Genomic DNA, 15,674 nt, shown 5'->3' on the forward strand with positions numbered 1-15,674 from the left:
TTTTCTCGGGGTCGGTAATAACCCTTTGCTACGGGAGGAGTACTGCGAGAATAGGTCGGTTCCATGGGAGTTCTGGGCGGCTTCGGTCGGAAGCGGAAGGCGGGGACGTCGCCCGAACTCAGAGGTACACGTCTTTCACGTCCGCCTGCCCGGCGCGGCGGACGACGGCGCGGACCACGTCCTCGACGCCCGCGAGGTTGTCCGTGTCGCCGTCGAGGACCAGCAGCTTGGCGTCGCGGCCCTCCTCGACGAGGCCGTAGTTCAGCCCGGCGATGTCGGCCCCGTTGACGGTCGCCATGCGGAGGACCTCGGCGGCGGAAACGTCCGCCAGCTTGGAGGTGAACTCCATCTCGCGGAACATCGAAGGGCTGTTGAGCATCACGTTGTCCGTGCCGAGCGCGACGGTGGTGCGGTCGACCAGTTCGCGAATCGGCGCGACGCCCGCGTCGGTGACGAGGTTCGACCGCGGGCAGATGACGACGGGAATCTCGCTGTCCTCGACGCGTTCGAGGTGGAGCGCCTCCGGGTGGACCATGTGGACGAGGAAGTCCGGTTCGAGGTCCAACGCGGCGTTGATGTCGTGGGCGTCGCGCTCGCCCGCGTGGATGCCGAACAGCTTTCCGGCGGCCGCGGTCGCGTTCCGGAGCGCGCCGAACTCGCCGTCGCGCGCACCCGACGCGCCGAAGCCGTCGGCGATTTCCATCGCGTCGGCCGTCTCGCGCCCGAAGACGACCGCCTCGATGTCGCGGCCGTCGAGCGCCCGCCGGATGACGTCGACGCCCTCGACGCCGCCCTCGCGGAACTCCAGACAGGCCGCCGTGCCGCCGGCCTCCATCATCCGGAGCGACCGGTGCATCGCGGCGGCTTTCTCCTCGGTGCTCGCCGCGCGGAGGAGCCGGTGTTTCAATCCGTCCGGCGGCGCGACGAGGTCGTCGAGCGACAGTCCCTCGCCGGCCTCCTTGGCGATGGAGTCGCCGAGGTGGGTGTGGGCGTTGACGAACGCGGGCAAGATGATGTCCGTCGACTCGGTCGCCGTCTCCTCGATTGCGGTTATCGTGCCGTCTTCGACGACGACCCGCCCCTCGACCGGGTCGAAGTCGCGGCCGCGGAGTATCGTACCCTCGAGTTGCATCGCTCTCGAATGCGTCTCGGCGGTGCTTGAACCTCCCGTCTCGGGACGGGGATTACTCGAACTCGTCGAGCGTCGCGTTGAGGCCGCTTCTGACCTCGGCGACGAGCGCGCCGTCGACGTCGAGGCCGAGCACGTCCGCGGCCGCGCGGCCGACGCGCTCCGTCTCCTCGCGCGGGGCGTAGACGCCGAGTCGCCACTGCTGTTCCTGTGCGGTCCGCAGCGCCTGCACGAGCGGCGACTCCCGCTCCAACTGCCGAATCTCGCCGTTGACCATCACCCGCGACGACGACTCGGTCATCGACGGGCGCGAGGGCACGTCGAGGATGACCGACTCGGGCGACGCGTCGGCGGCGTCGGCGATGTCCCGCTCGAACGCCGCGAGCGCGTCGTGCCCGGCGTCGATAATCGAGTCGGGGACGTTCGGCAACTCCGCCCAGACGGCCCGCTTGTAGAGGTCGCGGGTGGCCAGTCGCTCGGCGAAGGCGCTCGTCGAGTCGGTGAGTTTGAGCGCGACGAGCAGGTCGGGGTCGTCCATCCGCCGGAGCTCCTCGGCGTCGATGTCCGGCTCGGCGAGCAGTCGCTCCGACGCGCGCCGGAGCATCGCCTTCGAGATGCGCGCGACGTGGTGCTGGTAGACGGTCGGGTTCATGAGCGCCCGGGCGAGGAGGAGCGATTCGGCGGTCTGGACGTTCCCCTCCGCGAGGACCAACTCGCCGTCGACGAACGTCAGCTCTCGAATCAGGCGCTCGTGGTCGATGGTGCCGTAGGGGACGCCCGTGTGGTGGGCGTCGCGAACGAGGTAATCCATCCGGTCGACGTCCAACTCACCGGAGACCAACTGGCCGAACTCGCCGTCGCCCTCGACTAAGGCGGCGACCCGCTCGGGGTCCAGTCCCTCGTCCTCAAGCGTCTCGCCGACGGTCCCGCGGGCGACGAGTTCCTCCACGTCGTCGTGGTACTTGCCGGTGTAGCGGTGGGTCACGTCCTCGATGTTGTGGCTGTAGGGGCCGTGGCCGACGTCGTGGAGGAGGGCCGCGGCCTCGACGTGGGCGGCAGCGTCGCCCTCGATGCCGAGATGCGAGAGGGCGCGGGAGGCGAGGTGGTAGACGCCGAGGCTGTGTTCGAACCGTGTGTGGTTCGCCGAGGGGTAGACCAGTTGGACGGTTCCCAACTGCTTGATGCGCCGGAGCCGCTGCATCTCCGGCGTATCGAGGAGGGCTTCGGCCGCGCCCTCGACCTCGATGTGGTCGTGGACGCTGTCCTTGATGGTCGTCATTGTGGGTGAATCGGCCGCCATCGGTGAAAAAGGGTCGGACGGGTGGTGTGTCTCCGGCTCTCTCCGCGCCTCAGACCGGGGTCGTCACGCGAACCGGAAGCCCGAGCACGTCCACGGCGGCCGCGGCCACCTCGTCGCGGACCGCGTCGGGCGCGTAGACGCCGAGTCGCCACTGCGTCCGCTCGGCCGACCGGAGCGCGCCCACGAGTTCCGAGGCGTCTTCGAGCCGCCGGACGACGCCGTTGACGACGACGCGCGACCGGGACTCCTTGATTCGCGGGCGCGACGGCGCGTCCACGATGACCGACTCGGGCGACACGTCGGCGGCGTCGGCGACGTCCCGCTCGGCCGCCCGCGTCGCCTCGAAGTCGAGTTCGACCACGTCGGTCGGCACGGCGTCGATGGGGGCCCAGACGGCCCGCTTGTAGAGGTCGCGGCGCTCGATTCGGCGGCCGAGGTCGGGCACGCGCTCGCCGAGCGCGACGAGCAGGTCGTGGTCGGCCATCCGGACGAACACCTCGATTGGCACGCCGCCGTCGACGAGGCGCTCGGAGGCGCGTTCGAGCATCGCGCCGGCGATGCGGGAGACGTGGTGACGGTAGACGGTCGCGTTCATCAGCGCCCGGGCGAGAAGCAGGGATTCGGCGGTCTGGACGTTCCCCTCGGCCAACACGAGTTCACCGTCCCGGTACCGGAGTTCGCGGACGAGGCGGCCGTGGTCGATAGTGCCGTAGGGGACGCCCGTGTGGTGGGCGTCGCGGACGAGGTAGTCCATCCGGTCGACGTCCAACTCGCCCGAAACCAACTGGCCGAGGCCGCCCGCGCCGTCGACCATGTCGGCGACGCGGGCGGCGTCGAGGCCGTGGTCGGTCAGGACGTCGCCGACCTCGGTCCCGTCGAGCAGATGGTGAATCTCGTCGTGGTCGCGGCCGGTGCGCCGGCGGATGAGGTCCTCGGTCTGGTGGCCGTAGGGGCCGTGGCCGATGTCGTGGAGGAGCGCGGCGGCGCGGACGTGAGCGGCGCGGTCGCCGTCGACGCCGAGGTGCGAGAGGGCGCGGGAGGCGAGGTGGTAGACGCCGAGGCTGTGTTCGAACCGCGTGTGGCTCGCGGAGGGGTAGACGAGCCGGACCGTCGAGAGCTGTTTGATGTGTCGAAGCCGCTGGAAGGCGGGCGTATCGACGAGTTCGGCGGCCACGGGGTCGAGCGAGATGTAGTCGTGGACGCTGTCCTTGACGGCGGTCATAGCGGGTGTTGCACGAGAGGAGTCAAATAGCCGAGCATTCGGGTCGTCGCGGGGACGGAATGGCTTCCCGTGCGGCCGTTCGGCCCCGTGCTGCCCGCTTCACCGCTGGGAGAACTGCCCGACGACCTGCTCTGCGGTCGCGTCGGCGACGACGCCGACGAGGTGCGCGCGGTAGGCGGGTCGGCTGACGACCCCGGTTCCGGCGCTGTCGACCGACGCTTCGACCGACCCCGCGAGGTCGGGACCGTCGGTCGACTCGAAGACGAGCGCGTCGCCCGAGAGCGCCGCGTCGACGTGTCTCGCGTGCCCGCCGGCGTCGAAGGCCGCGCGCCACGCCACCGACCCCGCAGGCGCGACCGGGTTCCAGCGCGAGTCCCACTCGTCCACGACGACGACCACGACCGGACCATCAACGTCCTCGTCGCGGGCGTCGGCCGGTTCGAGGGTCACGCCGCGCTCCGCGAACGATTCGACGAGTGCTGCCGTGAGGTCGTCGCGGACGGCTTCGGGCGCGTCGACCACGAGGGTCCCGTCGGTAACCGGCGGGAGCGAATCGACGTTCGCCCCGCCCGACGCGGCGGTCGCCGAGGCCGTCGTCTCGTAGCTCGCCGCCTCGAAATCGAGGGCGAGCAGGCCACCGGCGACGGCGGCGACGACGAGAACGACCGCGACCGCGACCGTGGTTCGAGGGGACAATTCCATGGATGGTATATTCGTCTCGCTGCGGCGATAGCCGTTCTGTGACGCGTGTTGTCTGTAGTCCGCCCCGTCGAACGGTGATGGCGGTGGTTCGACCGCCCACAAACCGTTTCACTCGGGGGCGACGAGACGCTGACATGAGTCTCCGCTCGGCGCTCGGAAACGCCGTCGGCTACGCGCTCCTCGGCTTCGCCTGTCTCTCCGTGGCTTTCGCGGGCTACTGGGCCGCGATGAGCGCCTTGACCGGCGTGACTGCCGGGCGCGTGATGTTCGTCGTCTCCGGCCTCGGAGCGGCCGTGACGACCGGCTTTTCGGGTTATTTCGTCAGGAAGGCGGTCGCCGGACAGGTGATGCCCGCTGAGTTCGACGTGTCGGTGGCCTACCGCGGCGGGCCCTGACGAGGGCTTCGTCGGTCTCCGCGGCCGTATCCCCCTCACGGCGCGCGACCGGCCGTCGTCTCCGGTGAAGGAACTTTCAAACGGACACTCGCCCTACGGCGCACCATGGTCACCTTCCTCGCCGGGGGTACGGGCACCCCCAAACTCCTCGACGGGGCCGCCGGGGTGTTCGACCCCGCCGAGACGACCGTCGTCGCCAACACCGGCGACGACGTGGAACTCGGCGGCCACCTCGTCTGTCCCGACGTGGACACCGTCCTCTTCGCCGGCGGCGGCGTCCTCGACACCGACCGCTGGTGGGGCGTCGCCGGCGACACCACCGCGACCGACGACGAACTCCACCGGCTCGCCGACGCGGCCGGCCTCGAACCCGGCCCGCGATACCTCCCCGAGTCGGCCCAGACCACCGGCCGCGACATCGCCCGCTGGCGTCGCTTCTCCGGCGTCGCGGAGTTCATGGAAATCGGCGACCGCGACCGCGCGGTCCACATCACCCGAACCTCGCTTCTCGACGAAGGGGACACGCTGACCGAGGTCACGGAAACCCTCGCCGACGCCTTCGACCTCGACGCGTCGCTCCTCCCGATGAGCGACGACCCCGTGGCGACGCTGATTCACACCGACGAGGGGACGATGCACTTCCAGGAGTACTGGGTCCACCGCCGGGCAGACCCCGCCGTCCGCGACGTTGAGTTCCGCGGCGCTGCCGACGCGACCGTCACCGACGAGGTCGCCGACGCCCTCGCGGACCCCGTCGTCGTCGGTCCCTCGAACCCGGTCACGAGCATCGGGCCGATGCTCGCCATCGACGGCTTCGCGGACGCCCTCGCCGACACGCCGGTCGTCGCCGTCTCGCCGTTCGTCGAGGACACCGTGTTCTCCGGGCCCGCCGCCGACCTCATGGAGGGCGTCGGCTACGACCCCTCGACCGCGGGCGTCGCCGAGGCCTACCCCTTCGCCGACGCGTTCGTCCTCGACCGCGACGACGGCACCGACCTCGACCGCCCGGTGGTCAGAACCGACACCCGAATCGACGGCCCGGAAGACGCCGAGCGCGTCGCCCGCGCCGTCGCCGAGGCGCTCGCGGAGGTGTCGTGATGTTCGACCCGCGCGTCGCCGTCGCGAGCCTCAGCGGCGAGTCCGACGCCGCGTGGGCGGACGCCGCGGCACCGCACGTCGGCGCGGCGTTCCTCGGCGGCGTCGCCCTCGACGACGCCTCGCAGGCGGCGGCCCGCGAACTCGTTGCCCGCGGGCGCTCGGAGTTCCTCGCCGACGACCCGGTCGCCTTCGTCTCCGACCAACTCGCTTCCCTCGCCGGATTCGACGGCGAGGACCGCTTCGTCGCGGTCAACGTCAGGGCGACCTCGCCGGCCCCGATTCGGGAGGTCGCGGCCGTCTGCGCCGACCGCGGCGCGGGCGTGGAGATAAACGCCCACTGCCGACAGGACGAACTCCGCGCCGTCGGCTGCGGCGAGACGCTCCTGCGCGACACCGACCGACTGGCCTCCTACGTCGCCGCGGCCGCCGAGTCGGGCGCGCCGGTCGGCGCGAAAGTCCGCGCCGAAATCGACGATGTGGACCTCCCGAGCCTCGCGGTCGCGCTCGCCGACGCCGGGGCCGACTGGCTCCACGTCGACGCGATGGACTCCGAGGCTGCGATTGCCGACGTGACCGCCGCCGCGCCCGAACTCTTCCTCGTCGCCAACAACGGCGTCCGCGACCGCGAGACGGCGACCGAGTACCTCGATTACGGGGCCGACGCGGTGAGCGTCGGGCGGCCGAGCGACAACCCGGCGGTCCTCCGCCGGGTCCGAACCGCCGTGGACGACTGGTTCGGTGGCCGCGAGGACGCGGCCGATTCGGGCGACGAGAGCGGGGTGTCCGCCTGATGGTCGCGCCCGTCTCCGACCGCGGGTTCGGCCCCGCGCGCCACGCCGAACTCGCGCTCCTGCTCGAAGTCGCCGGCACGCCCAAGCCGGGGAACGTCGACCGCCGCCGCGACCTCTCGGACCTGCGCTTCGAGCACTTCCTGACGGGCGCGGTCGGCTCCGCGGCCGGCCTCGGACTCGCCGCGTCGGGCGCGCCCGTCGGCGAGGCGTTCGAGGAGGCGGTCGCCGGCATGAGCCGACAGGGCGGCGGGAACACCCAGTTTGGCTGTCTCCTGCTTCTCGCCCCGCTCGTCCGGGCCGCGGCAGACGACGACCGAGACCTCTCTCCCGCCGGGGCGACCGACGTGGTCGAGTCGACCACCGTCGCCGACGCGGTCGATTTCTACCGCGCCTTCGAACACGTCGACGTGGCCGTCGGCGACGTGCCCGATGACGCCCCCGACCTCGACGTTCGGCGCGGCGGCGACGCGGCCGACGCGCTCCGGGACCGCGAGTTCACGCTCTACGACGTGATGGACCTCAGCGCCGAGCGCGACGCCAACGCCCGCGAGTGGACCGGCGGCTTCGCCCGGACCTTCCGCGCGGCCGAGGCCATCCTCGCCGACGACGGCCCCGTCACCGACCGCGTCGCTCGCGCGTTTCTCGACCTCCTCGCGGAGGAACCGGACACGCTCGTCGCGACGAACCACGGCGAGGCCGTCGCCCGCGACGTGATGGACCGCGCGGCCGCGGTCTCGGACCTCGACGAGGCCGAGGAACTGGCCGACGAGTTCGTCGCCGAGGGAATCAACCCCGGCACGACCGCCGACATCGTCTGCGCGGCGACGTTCGTCGCGCTGGAGCGGGGGGTCCCGCTGTGAGCGACGACGAGACAGCGGACGCGGGGCGTCGAGCCGGCGACCGCGACAGCGACGACTGGCCCGTCGAACTCCGCGGCGTCACCGAGACGGTCGTCGCCACGCTCGGGCCGAACGACCGGTGGAACTTCGCGGCGCTCGGCGTCCGCGCGCCGGAGTCCGACGCCGGAACCGACGACAGCGGCGGCTCGGCTACCGGCTCTCACCCGCCCGCGACCGCGACGACGTGGGGAAACACCCGAACCCGTCGGAACTTCCACCGGCAGGGGGGCGGCGTCGTCCAGTTCGTCTCCGACCCGCGGGCGTTCGTCGAGGCCGCGATGACCATCTACGAGCGAGACTCGCCGCTCCTCGATTCGGCCGACGCGTGGGCCGAAGTCGAGGCGACAGCGGTCGATTCCGGCGAGGACGGCGGGACCGAGTGGGAGGAATGGGAACTCCGGCCCGTCGATGCCGCGGTCGAGCAACGCCGACCGTTCACCATCAATCGCGGCTTCGGCGCGGTCATCGACGCGACGGTGGCGGCCTCGCGCCTCGACGTGCCGGCGTTCGACACCGACGACCTGCTGGACCGGCTCGCGTACTTCGCCGAGACGGTCGGGAAATGCGGCGGGGAAAGAGAGCGCGAGGCGTTCGCGCGAATCGACGAGTTGACGGGCTGGCGCGAGCGGGCGGCCGCGAGACGGAACGAATCGTTTTAGTGTTCGTCCGGGGAATCTTCCGACATGGCAATCAAGCCCAAGTACGTCAAGCAGCTTGGTAACATCCTGCTGGAGCGATACCCGCAGGCGTTCAACACGGACTTCGAGACGAACAAGGACAGCGTCGAAGAACTGACCACGGTCGAGTCGAAGGGCGTCCGCAACCGCATCGCCGGCTACATCACGCGCAAGAAGGGCGGCCAGGGCGCGTAAGTTCGAGTCAGTCGATTCTCTCTGCGAACACATCTTCTCCAGCCCGCGCGGAGCGGCCGCGCCGGTCCGCGCGCGACGGGCCGCGCGACGCCCGCACGGCTCGGTCCCCAGTAAACGATTCCCGTACGAACTGCTCCCCACCGTTCCCCTCCGCTCACCATCGCTTTCGACCGGTCCGGAGGAAGCGTTTAGTCCGCCCTCCCGCGATGCACCGACATGCGCGTCATCGGTCACCGCGGCTGTCCCGCCCTCGCCCCCGAAAACACGCTCGCCGCCTTCGACGCGGCCGCGGCGCGACTCGACTGGGTCGAACTCGACGTCCGGCGCTGCGGCTCCGGCGAACTCGTCGTCTTCCACGACGAGACGCTCGACCGCCTGACGGGCGCGACCGGCCGCGTCGCCGACACGAGTCTCGTTGACCTGCAAGAACTCACCGTCGGCGACTCCGACGAGTCGATTCCGACGCTCGCCGCGGTGTTCGACGCCCTGCCGGACCGCGTCGCGGTCAACGTCGAACTGAAGGTGGCCGGCCTCGCCGACGACCTCGCCGCCGTCGTCGGCGACGCGGGAAACGAGGTGCTCGTCTCGTCGTTCGACGCCGAGGCGCTCCGCGAGGTGCGCGAGACGACCGCGCTCCCGGTCGCCTTCCTCTTCGCGGCCGACTGGACGGAGTCGCTGTCGGTCGCCGCCGACCTCGACTGCGCGGCCGTCCACCCGCACTACGACCTGCTCTCGTCGGCACGGGTGGACGAGGCGCACGGCCGCGGCTTCGAGGTCAACGCGTGGACGGTTCCCGACCGCGAGGTCGCGCGGAGACTTCGAGAGTACGGTGTGGACGGCGTCATCGTCGACGACCCGAAACTCGCGGAGTGAACTACCGAGCATCGACCGCCGGCTACTGACCGCCGGTTACCGAGACCGAGTCCGAGCGTCGCCGCGGAACGCCTGAAACGCCGTCTGGTCCCGTTTCACACCGAGCGCGAGCGAGAGGAGGGCGACGACGACGCAGACCCCGACCGCGACAGACGGGAGGACGCTATCGGGAATGTAGCCGTTCGCCATCCCGAGTTCGACGCAGGTCCCGGCGAAGACGGCGGCGAGCGCCGCGGAGACGAAGTCGGGTTCGCCCTCGTCGGCGTAGTGTGCGGCGGACGCGACGGCGGCGAACCCGGCGAGGACGGCGTTGAGAAACAGCCAGACGAGCGCGGTTTGGACCATATTGGTCCGACTGATGTCGGACGAGAATGTGAGCGTTCTGTCGTGAAACTGCAGTCCTCAGACTCAGAACCGGTCGGTGCGGCCCGAGGCGGCCCACGCGTCGGTCGGCGCGCCGGTGGGGACGCGACGGCCACAGCCGGTGACCGATTCGAGGCGACCGGCGTAGCGCCAGCGCTGCTCGTTCCACGTCTCCTCGCCGTCCGCTGCGGCCGCGGCGGCCGCGGCGACCGACTGGTCGTGGAGGTGCGCGCCGACGGCGGCGGCGATGGCCGCGGCCTCCTCGGCGTCGGCGTCGTCCGGAATCGACAGCCCAGACAGCAACTCCCCGCTCATAGCGGGATGTTGCCGTGTTTCTTGTCGGGTTGGGACTTTCGCTTGGAGTTCAGCATCCGGAGGTCCGAGATGAGGCGCTCGCGGGTCTCGCCGGGTTCGATGACGTCGTCGATGAAGCCGCGGTCCGCGGCGGTGTAGGGGTTGGCGAACTCCTCGCGGTACTCCTCGATGAGTTCGTCGCGGCGGGCGTCGGGGTCGTCCGCGGCGTCGAGTTCGTCGCGGTAGAGGATGTTGACCGCGCCCTGCGGGCCCATCACGGCGATTTCGGCGGTCGGCCACGCGTAGTTCACGTCCGCGCCGAGGTGCTTCGAGGCCATGACGTCGTACGCGCCGCCGTAGGCCTTGCGCGTGATGACGGTCATGAGCGGCACCGTCGCCTCGGAGTAGGCGTACAGGAGCTTCGCGCCGTGGCGGATGATGCCGTTGTGTTCCTGGTCCGTGCCGGGCAGGAAGCCGGGCACGTCCACGAAGGTGAGGATGGGGATGTTGAACGAGTCGCAAAAGCGGATGAAGCGCGCGCCCTTCTCGGAGGCCTCGATGTCGAGGGTGCCGGCGTTCACGCGGGGCTGGTTGGCGACGATGCCGACCGAGCGGCCGTCGAGGCGGCCGAAGCCGACGACGATGTTCTTGGCGAAGTCCTCCTGGACGCCGAAGAACGAGCCCTCGTCGAGAACGCCGTCGAGCACGTCGTGGATGTCGTAGGGCTTGCGGGGTTGGTCGGGGACGACCTCGGCGAGGTCGTCGTCGACGCGTTCGGGGTCGTCCCACGGCTCGACGCGCGGGGGGTCTTCGACGTTGTTCTGCGGGAGGTACGAAAGCAGGTGGCGGATGTCGTCGAGCGCCTGCTCTTCGGTGTCGGTGGCGAAGTGGGCGACCCCGCTTGTCGAGGTGTGCGTCGTCGCGCCGCCGAGTTCGTCGAAGGTGACCTCCTCGCCCGTGACCGTCTTGATGACGTCCGGGCCGGTGATGAACATGTGGCTCGTGTCGCGGACCATGAACGTGAAGTCCGTCAGCGCGGGGGAGTAGACCGCGCCGCCGGCGCAGGGGCCCATGATGGCCGAAATCTGCGGGATGACGCCGGACGCCTCGGTGTTGCGGCGGAAGATTTCGCCGAAGCCGCCGAGCGACTGGACGCCCTCCTGAATCCGCGCGCCGGCGGAGTCGTTGAGACCGACGACGGGTGCGCCGACCTCCATCGCCTTGTCCATCACCTTACAGACCTTCTCGGCGAACACCTCGCCGAGCGAGCCGCCGAAGACGGTGAAGTCGTGGGCGAAGACGAAGACGGTCCGGCCGTCGACCTCGCCGTAGCCGGTGATGACGCCGTCGCCGGGCAGTTTCGTCTCCTCCATCCCGAACTTGTGGTTGCGGTGGGTCCGGAACTGGTCGAACTCGCGGAAGGTACCGTCGTCGAGGAAGTAGTCGATGCGCTCGCGGGCGGTCATCTTGCCCTTGTCGTGCTGGGAGGCGATTCGGTCCTCGCCGCCGCCCTTCAGGGCTTCCTCGCGCTTCTCGCGGAGTTCGTCGATCCGGTCTTCCATCGTCATGCCAGACCACCTTCGCTCATTGGAGCAACGGTCCGCAGTCCTCGGTCAAAGGAGTTCCGCAATCCGGCAACCCTTACTTCGACAGTTGTCGAAGAATAGGTGGAACAATCATCATAGTTAGCGACGCGAAGCACTCCCCGCGTTCGCGTCGGTCGAAAACGGAGCAAAGGGAGCAGTCGGAGTCGAGTCAGCGCCCCGAACGCGGCCGGGAGAGCCCCACTCAGACGACCGAGTTGGGCTGTCGCAGGCCCAAGAAAGCGGCGGCGGACGCGACGACGGCGACGCCGACGGTCGGCCAGAAGCCGATGGTCGTGTCCACGCCGAAGTGCGTGAGGAGCGTGAAGACGAGGAACAGCGGGAGGACGACGCCGACGGCGAAGAGCCACGGCGTGCCGAGAGACTTCGAGAACTCGCCCGCGCCGGCGGCGAACTCCTCGAGCGCCTCGCGGCCCATGACCCAGCCGACGAACAGGAGGAACGCGGCGAGGCCGGCGGTCAGGAGGACGTTCACGAGCGGCCCGGCGACGAAGCCGAAGATGCTCGGATTGAACGCGCAGACGGTTCCGGTGACGGCGACGAGCGCGGTCATCCCGGTGACGGCGCGTTTGCGAGAGACGCCGTACTCGTCGACGAGGAACGCGACGGGGATTTCGAGCATGCTGATGGAACTCGACAGCGCCGCGAGCGTCACGACGGCGAAGAACGCGGTGGCGATGAGCGTCCCCGCGGGGAGCTGCGAGAACGCCCCCGCGAGGCCGACGAACAGCGCGCCCGGTCCGGTCCCGGTCTCGGTCGGGTTGACGCCCTGCGAGAACAGGAGCGGGAAGACGACGAGACCCGTGATGACGCCGACGCTCGTGTTGAGGACGGCGATGGCGCTGCCGTCGAAGGGAAGCGAGCGGTCCTCGTCGAGGTACGAGGAGTACGTTATCATCGTGCCCGCGCCGAGCGAGAGCGTAAACAGCGCCTGTCCGGCGGCGGGACCGAGGATAGCGAAGAAGTTCTCGGTGATGACCGAGGGGTCGAAGCGGAGGAAGAAGGCGTAACCGGCGGCCGCGTTAGGCTGGGTCGCGGCCCAGGCGGCGAGACCGGCGAGCAGGACGAGCACGGCGGGCATCATGATTTTCGTGCCGAGTTCGATGCCCTTGCGGACGCCCGCGAAGACGATGAGCGCGGTCAGTCCGAGAAACAGGAGGTGGTAGAGCGCGGCGTCGACGCCGGCGGAGACGCCGCCGAAGTACTGGCCCGGATTCGTGAAGTACGCGGGGCTGCCGCCGACGACCGCGGCCCCGCTTTCGAGGAGATACCGGATGATCCACCCGCCGACGACGCTGTAGAACGAGAGCAGCGAGATGCCGGTGACGACCGAGAACGCGCCGACGACGCCCCACGTTTTCGACCCCGAGAGGTCCCGGAGCGCGCCGACCGGCGACTTCTTCGCCCGACGACCGATGACGAACTCGCCGAGCAGACCGGGGACGCCGACGAGGAGGACGATACCGAGATACACGACGAGGAACGCGCTGCCGCCGTTTTCGGCGGTCTGCCACGGGAATCGCCAGATGTTCCCGAGGCCGACCGCGCTGCCGACGGCCGCGAGGATGAACCCGAGCCGTGTTGCCCATGTTTCTCGTGTCATTGACACCCATTGCCAGTCCACCGGTAAAAGGGCTTTCGAACCAACGATACGTCATCGGAGAAATTTAACGGTTTTGAGTGGTCTACGCGTGAAAATCACCGTCGAATAGTCGAGAAAAACGCACCGCTACCGACGATTCCTAGGCGCGATGAAAGCGGGACCGGTCGCCGCCTCAGAGGGGCGGAACGATGGCCGGGCTCTCGCCGAGGAACAGCGTCTGAAGCCCGAGGGCGAGCGTCGCCACGACGGCGACGATAACGAGCGTGCGGACCAGCCAGAGCCACGTCAGGCCGACGCCGTCACCGAGTCCGCTGCCCTTCATCAGCTCGTCGATGGCGGGCGCGCCGTAGACCCACGCCGCGAAGACGAGGATGCCGAGGACCGAAAGCGGGAGCAGCAGTTTGTAGGCGAGCGTGTCGAACCAGCCGAGCCACGCGGTGTCGATTGCCGACGGGACGCCGAGCAGGAAGATGACGCCGCCGAGACCGACGGCCATCTGCGGGCGGGAGACGTCGTAGTTGTCGATGGACCACGAGACGACGACTTCGAGGAGGCTGATCGCAGACGAGAGCGCCGCGATGAGCACGACCACGAAGAAGACGAGGCCGATTATCTGGCCGCCGGGGATGTCGGCGAACGCGCCGGCGACGCTGATGAACACCGCGCCCGCGCCGCTCGTGTTGGGGTCGATTCCCTGGGCGAACAGGAGCGGGAGGACGACGAGACCGGCGAGGATGCCGACGAAACTGTTCAGGAAGACGATGGTGATACCGTCGCCGAACAGGCTCTGGTCGCCGTCGATGTAGGAGGCGTAGGTTATCATCGCGCCCATGCCGAGCGACAGCGAGAAGAACGCCTGCCCGACCGCGAAGGGGACGATGTCGGCGAAGTTCTCCGTGAGCGCGTTGAAGTCGGGCGAGAGGAAGTACGCGTAGCCCGCGGACGCGCCGGGGAGCGTGAAGGCGAAGGCCGCGAGCACGCCGAGGATGACGACGATGCTCGGAACCATCAGTTTCGTCGCCTTCTCGATGCCGTCTTCGATGCCGGCGGCGACGATGCCGACGACGAGCGCCATGAACACGGCGTGGAGCGCGAGCGCGTCCATCCCGGCGGACACCTGACCGAAGTACTCTGCCGGGGCGGCGAAGTACGCGCCGGTCAGGCTGCCGCCGATGTACCGGAGGACCCAGCCGCCGACGACGCTGTAGTACGACAGAATCCAGAAGCCGGTGAACAGGCCGATAGCGCCGACGACGCGCCATTCCTTGTAGCCGAGCTTTTCGAAGGCGTTGATGGTGTTCAGGTTGGTCTTGCGTCCGATGACGAACTCGGCGAGGATGGCCGGGAGGCCGATGCCGAGCGCCGCGATGATGTAGACGATCAGGAAGGAGGCACCGCCGAACTGAGCGGTCTTGAACGGGAACTGCCAGATGTTCCCGAGGCCGACCGCGCTGCCGACGGCCGCGAGGATGAACCCTGCCCTGGTTGCCCACGTTTCACGTTCGGTCATGTCTATCACCCTGTTGCCGATGTGGGTGTGATAAATGACGCGGTATGCCGTCGCATATCGGAGCGAAAATCGACATAATTCTCCAACCAACTATAGGATGTGGCACGTTCGTCCGAATTCAGGCCTCGATTAGCCTCATTTTTCTAACGAGTGTCGTGTTCGTGAATCCCTTGCGTACCGCGTAAAAATTCGCGCGCACCACAACGAATGTCATACCCTATCGTGGCGAATGTTGCCACGAAACAGGGTCGTCAGGCCTCGCCGTACACCGGGACGGCCGCGCCGCTCGTCACGGGGGTCGCGTCCGAACAGAGCGCGAGGACGGTCCGGGCGATTTCCTCGGGTTTCACCCACTTCTCGAAGTCGGCGTCGGCCATCATCTCGCGGTTCATCGGCGTGTCGATGACGCTCGGCATGACCGCGTTCGCGCGCACGACGCCGCGGTTCTCCTCGGCGATGGTCTCCGTGAGCAGGCGGACGCCCGCCTTCGACGCCCGGTAGATTCCGTCGCCTTCGCCACCCTCCAGCGACGAGCGGGCCGAGACGCTCACGACTGAGCCCTCGGTCTCCCGGAGGTGCGGAATCGCGTGTTTCGACGCGAGGAACATCGTCTTGAGGTTCACGTCGAACAGGAAGTCGAACGTGTCCGCCTCCGTCTCGTCGACGGGCGTCCCGCCGCGCCACGTCCCGGCGATGTTGGCGAGGTGGTCGAGGCGGCCGAAGTCGGAGGCGACCGCGTCGACGACGCGCGCCACGTCGTCCTCGTCGGTGAAATCACCCTCGTAGAATCTGACACCCTCGGACTCGAAAAAGCCGTCCTCGTCGTCGGGTTCGACCACGTCCGCGGCCGCGACCGACGCGCCCGCCTCGTGGAACGCGCGAGCGATTGCGCCGCCGAGCGCGCCGCTCGCACCGGTCACGAGAGCCACGGTTCCGTCGAAATCGAATGTCACGTCCATGCGCGTGCAATTAGTGCGCACGGGACATAATTCGGTCGCGGCTGTGTGCCCGTCGGCGAC

17 protein-coding genes are annotated in these 15,674 nt (G+C 69.2%); 7 read left to right on the forward strand and 10 right to left on the reverse strand.

What is annotated here, in order from left to right; all coding sequences use genetic code 11:
* Positions 1-118: 118 nt before the first annotated feature.
* The 4 genes from DEQ92_RS10500 to DEQ92_RS10515 form a co-directional block, all read right to left on the reverse strand.
* Positions 119-1,132, reverse strand: a complete 1,014-nt coding sequence (locus tag DEQ92_RS10500; protein ID WP_115805086.1) for an amidohydrolase family protein — start codon at positions 1,130-1,132, stop codon at positions 119-121.
* A 52-nt stretch (positions 1,133-1,184) separates the two neighbouring features.
* Positions 1,185-2,408: an HD domain-containing protein gene (locus DEQ92_RS10505; protein WP_115820750.1), complete on the reverse strand. Its 1,224-nt coding sequence runs from the start codon at positions 2,406-2,408 to the stop codon at positions 1,185-1,187.
* A 70-nt stretch (positions 2,409-2,478) separates the two neighbouring features.
* A complete protein-coding gene (locus tag DEQ92_RS10510; protein WP_115820751.1) occupies positions 2,479-3,651 on the reverse strand; it encodes an HD domain-containing protein in 1,173 nt (390 codons plus the stop codon).
* Between the two features lie 99 nt (positions 3,652-3,750).
* The gene (locus DEQ92_RS10515; protein ID WP_004975088.1) at positions 3,751-4,353 is read right to left on the reverse strand and encodes a hypothetical protein; all 603 of its coding nucleotides are present in this window, start codon (positions 4,351-4,353) and stop codon (positions 3,751-3,753) included.
* Positions 4,354-4,487: 134 nt separating this feature from the next.
* Between DEQ92_RS10515 and DEQ92_RS10520 the strand changes: the two genes are divergently transcribed.
* From DEQ92_RS10520 to DEQ92_RS10550, 7 genes are all read left to right on the forward strand, one after another.
* Positions 4,488-4,748: a hypothetical protein gene (locus DEQ92_RS10520; RefSeq protein WP_004975090.1), complete on the forward strand. Its 261-nt coding sequence runs from the start codon at positions 4,488-4,490 to the stop codon at positions 4,746-4,748.
* A gap of 105 nt (positions 4,749-4,853) precedes the next feature.
* Positions 4,854-5,846 (forward strand): 2-phospho-L-lactate transferase, encoded by a 993-nt coding sequence (cofD, locus tag DEQ92_RS10525; protein ID WP_004975093.1) that lies wholly within the window; start codon positions 4,854-4,856, stop codon positions 5,844-5,846.
* Complete coding sequence (locus tag DEQ92_RS10530; RefSeq protein WP_115805091.1) at positions 5,846-6,637, forward strand: tRNA-dihydrouridine synthase; 792 nt, start codon at positions 5,846-5,848, stop codon at positions 6,635-6,637. The genes cofD and DEQ92_RS10530 overlap by 1 nt, the downstream gene beginning before the upstream one ends.
* Positions 6,637-7,497: a triphosphoribosyl-dephospho-CoA synthase gene (locus tag DEQ92_RS10535; RefSeq protein WP_115805092.1), complete on the forward strand. Its 861-nt coding sequence runs from the start codon at positions 6,637-6,639 to the stop codon at positions 7,495-7,497. The genes DEQ92_RS10530 and DEQ92_RS10535 overlap by 1 nt, the downstream gene beginning before the upstream one ends.
* The gene (locus DEQ92_RS10540) at positions 7,494-8,195 is read left to right on the forward strand and encodes a DUF447 domain-containing protein (protein ID WP_115805093.1); all 702 of its coding nucleotides are present in this window, start codon (positions 7,494-7,496) and stop codon (positions 8,193-8,195) included. The genes DEQ92_RS10535 and DEQ92_RS10540 overlap by 4 nt, the downstream gene beginning before the upstream one ends.
* A gap of 24 nt (positions 8,196-8,219) precedes the next feature.
* Positions 8,220-8,408, forward strand: a complete 189-nt coding sequence (locus DEQ92_RS10545; protein WP_004042417.1) for a 30S ribosomal protein S17e — start codon at positions 8,220-8,222, stop codon at positions 8,406-8,408.
* Positions 8,409-8,624: 216 nt separating this feature from the next.
* Positions 8,625-9,281, forward strand: a complete 657-nt coding sequence (locus DEQ92_RS10550; protein WP_004975104.1) for a glycerophosphodiester phosphodiesterase — start codon at positions 8,625-8,627, stop codon at positions 9,279-9,281.
* A 36-nt stretch (positions 9,282-9,317) separates the two neighbouring features.
* On the opposite strand, the gene DEQ92_RS10555 is transcribed toward DEQ92_RS10550, so the two are convergent.
* The 6 genes from DEQ92_RS10555 to DEQ92_RS10580 all read right to left on the reverse strand — a co-directional run bounded on the left by DEQ92_RS10555 (position 9,318) and on the right by DEQ92_RS10580 (position 15,614).
* A complete protein-coding gene (locus DEQ92_RS10555; RefSeq protein WP_115820752.1) occupies positions 9,318-9,626 on the reverse strand; it encodes a hypothetical protein in 309 nt (102 codons plus the stop codon).
* Positions 9,627-9,689: 63 nt separating this feature from the next.
* Positions 9,690-9,959: a hypothetical protein gene (locus tag DEQ92_RS10560; RefSeq protein ID WP_004975108.1), complete on the reverse strand. Its 270-nt coding sequence runs from the start codon at positions 9,957-9,959 to the stop codon at positions 9,690-9,692.
* Positions 9,956-11,500, reverse strand: a complete 1,545-nt coding sequence (locus DEQ92_RS10565) for an acyl-CoA carboxylase subunit beta (protein WP_004975110.1) — start codon at positions 11,498-11,500, stop codon at positions 9,956-9,958. Before DEQ92_RS10565 ends, DEQ92_RS10560 begins: the two co-directional genes overlap by 4 nt.
* Before the next feature lie 226 nt (positions 11,501-11,726).
* Complete coding sequence (locus tag DEQ92_RS10570; RefSeq protein WP_115805094.1) at positions 11,727-13,145, reverse strand: sodium-dependent transporter; 1,419 nt, start codon at positions 13,143-13,145, stop codon at positions 11,727-11,729.
* Positions 13,146-13,317: 172 nt separating this feature from the next.
* Entirely contained in the window at positions 13,318-14,655 is a 1,338-nt protein-coding gene (locus DEQ92_RS10575; RefSeq protein WP_004975113.1) for a sodium-dependent transporter, read from the reverse strand.
* A gap of 251 nt (positions 14,656-14,906) precedes the next feature.
* Positions 14,907-15,614 carry an SDR family oxidoreductase gene (locus tag DEQ92_RS10580; protein ID WP_050459632.1) on the reverse strand — a complete coding sequence of 236 codons (708 nt, stop codon included), beginning with the start codon at positions 15,612-15,614 and terminating at the stop codon, positions 14,907-14,909.
* Positions 15,615-15,674 lie beyond the last annotated feature (60 nt).

The sequence above is a fragment of the Haloferax sp. Atlit-6N genome, assembly GCF_003383195.1.
In the GTDB taxonomy this organism is placed as follows: Archaea; Halobacteriota; Halobacteria; order Halobacteriales; family Haloferacaceae; genus Haloferax; species Haloferax gibbonsii.

Bases quoted from the DNA above. Each gene is read 5' to 3' on its own strand.
- DEQ92_RS10570 (WP_115805094.1), bottom strand. From the start codon at position 13,145: ATGACACGAGAAACATGGGCAACACGGCTCGGGTTCATCCTCGCGGCC.
- DEQ92_RS10555 (WP_115820752.1), bottom strand. From the start codon at position 9,626: ATGGTCCAAACCGCGCTCGTCTGGCTGTTTCTCAACGCCGTCCTCGCC.
- DEQ92_RS10520 (WP_004975090.1), top strand. From the start codon at position 4,488: ATGAGTCTCCGCTCGGCGCTCGGAAACGCCGTCGGCTACGCGCTCCTC.
- DEQ92_RS10510 (WP_115820751.1), bottom strand. From the start codon at position 3,651: ATGACCGCCGTCAAGGACAGCGTCCACGACTACATCTCGCTCGACCCC.
- DEQ92_RS10530 (WP_115805091.1), top strand. From the start codon at position 5,846: ATGTTCGACCCGCGCGTCGCCGTCGCGAGCCTCAGCGGCGAGTCCGAC.
- DEQ92_RS10565 (WP_004975110.1), bottom strand. From the start codon at position 11,500: ATGGAAGACCGGATCGACGAACTCCGCGAGAAGCGCGAGGAAGCCCTG.
- DEQ92_RS10535 (WP_115805092.1), top strand. From the start codon at position 6,637: ATGGTCGCGCCCGTCTCCGACCGCGGGTTCGGCCCCGCGCGCCACGCC.
- DEQ92_RS10515 (WP_004975088.1), bottom strand. From the start codon at position 4,353: ATGGAATTGTCCCCTCGAACCACGGTCGCGGTCGCGGTCGTTCTCGTC.
- cofD (WP_004975093.1), top strand. From the start codon at position 4,854: ATGGTCACCTTCCTCGCCGGGGGTACGGGCACCCCCAAACTCCTCGAC.
- DEQ92_RS10580 (WP_050459632.1), bottom strand. From the start codon at position 15,614: ATGGACGTGACATTCGATTTCGACGGAACCGTGGCTCTCGTGACCGGT.
- DEQ92_RS10575 (WP_004975113.1), bottom strand. From the start codon at position 14,655: ATGACCGAACGTGAAACGTGGGCAACCAGGGCAGGGTTCATCCTCGCG.
- DEQ92_RS10505 (WP_115820750.1), bottom strand. From the start codon at position 2,408: ATGACGACCATCAAGGACAGCGTCCACGACCACATCGAGGTCGAGGGC.
- DEQ92_RS10550 (WP_004975104.1), top strand. From the start codon at position 8,625: ATGCGCGTCATCGGTCACCGCGGCTGTCCCGCCCTCGCCCCCGAAAAC.
- DEQ92_RS10545 (WP_004042417.1), top strand. From the start codon at position 8,220: ATGGCAATCAAGCCCAAGTACGTCAAGCAGCTTGGTAACATCCTGCTG.
- DEQ92_RS10500 (WP_115805086.1), bottom strand. From the start codon at position 1,132: ATGCAACTCGAGGGTACGATACTCCGCGGCCGCGACTTCGACCCGGTC.
- DEQ92_RS10560 (WP_004975108.1), bottom strand. From the start codon at position 9,959: ATGAGCGGGGAGTTGCTGTCTGGGCTGTCGATTCCGGACGACGCCGAC.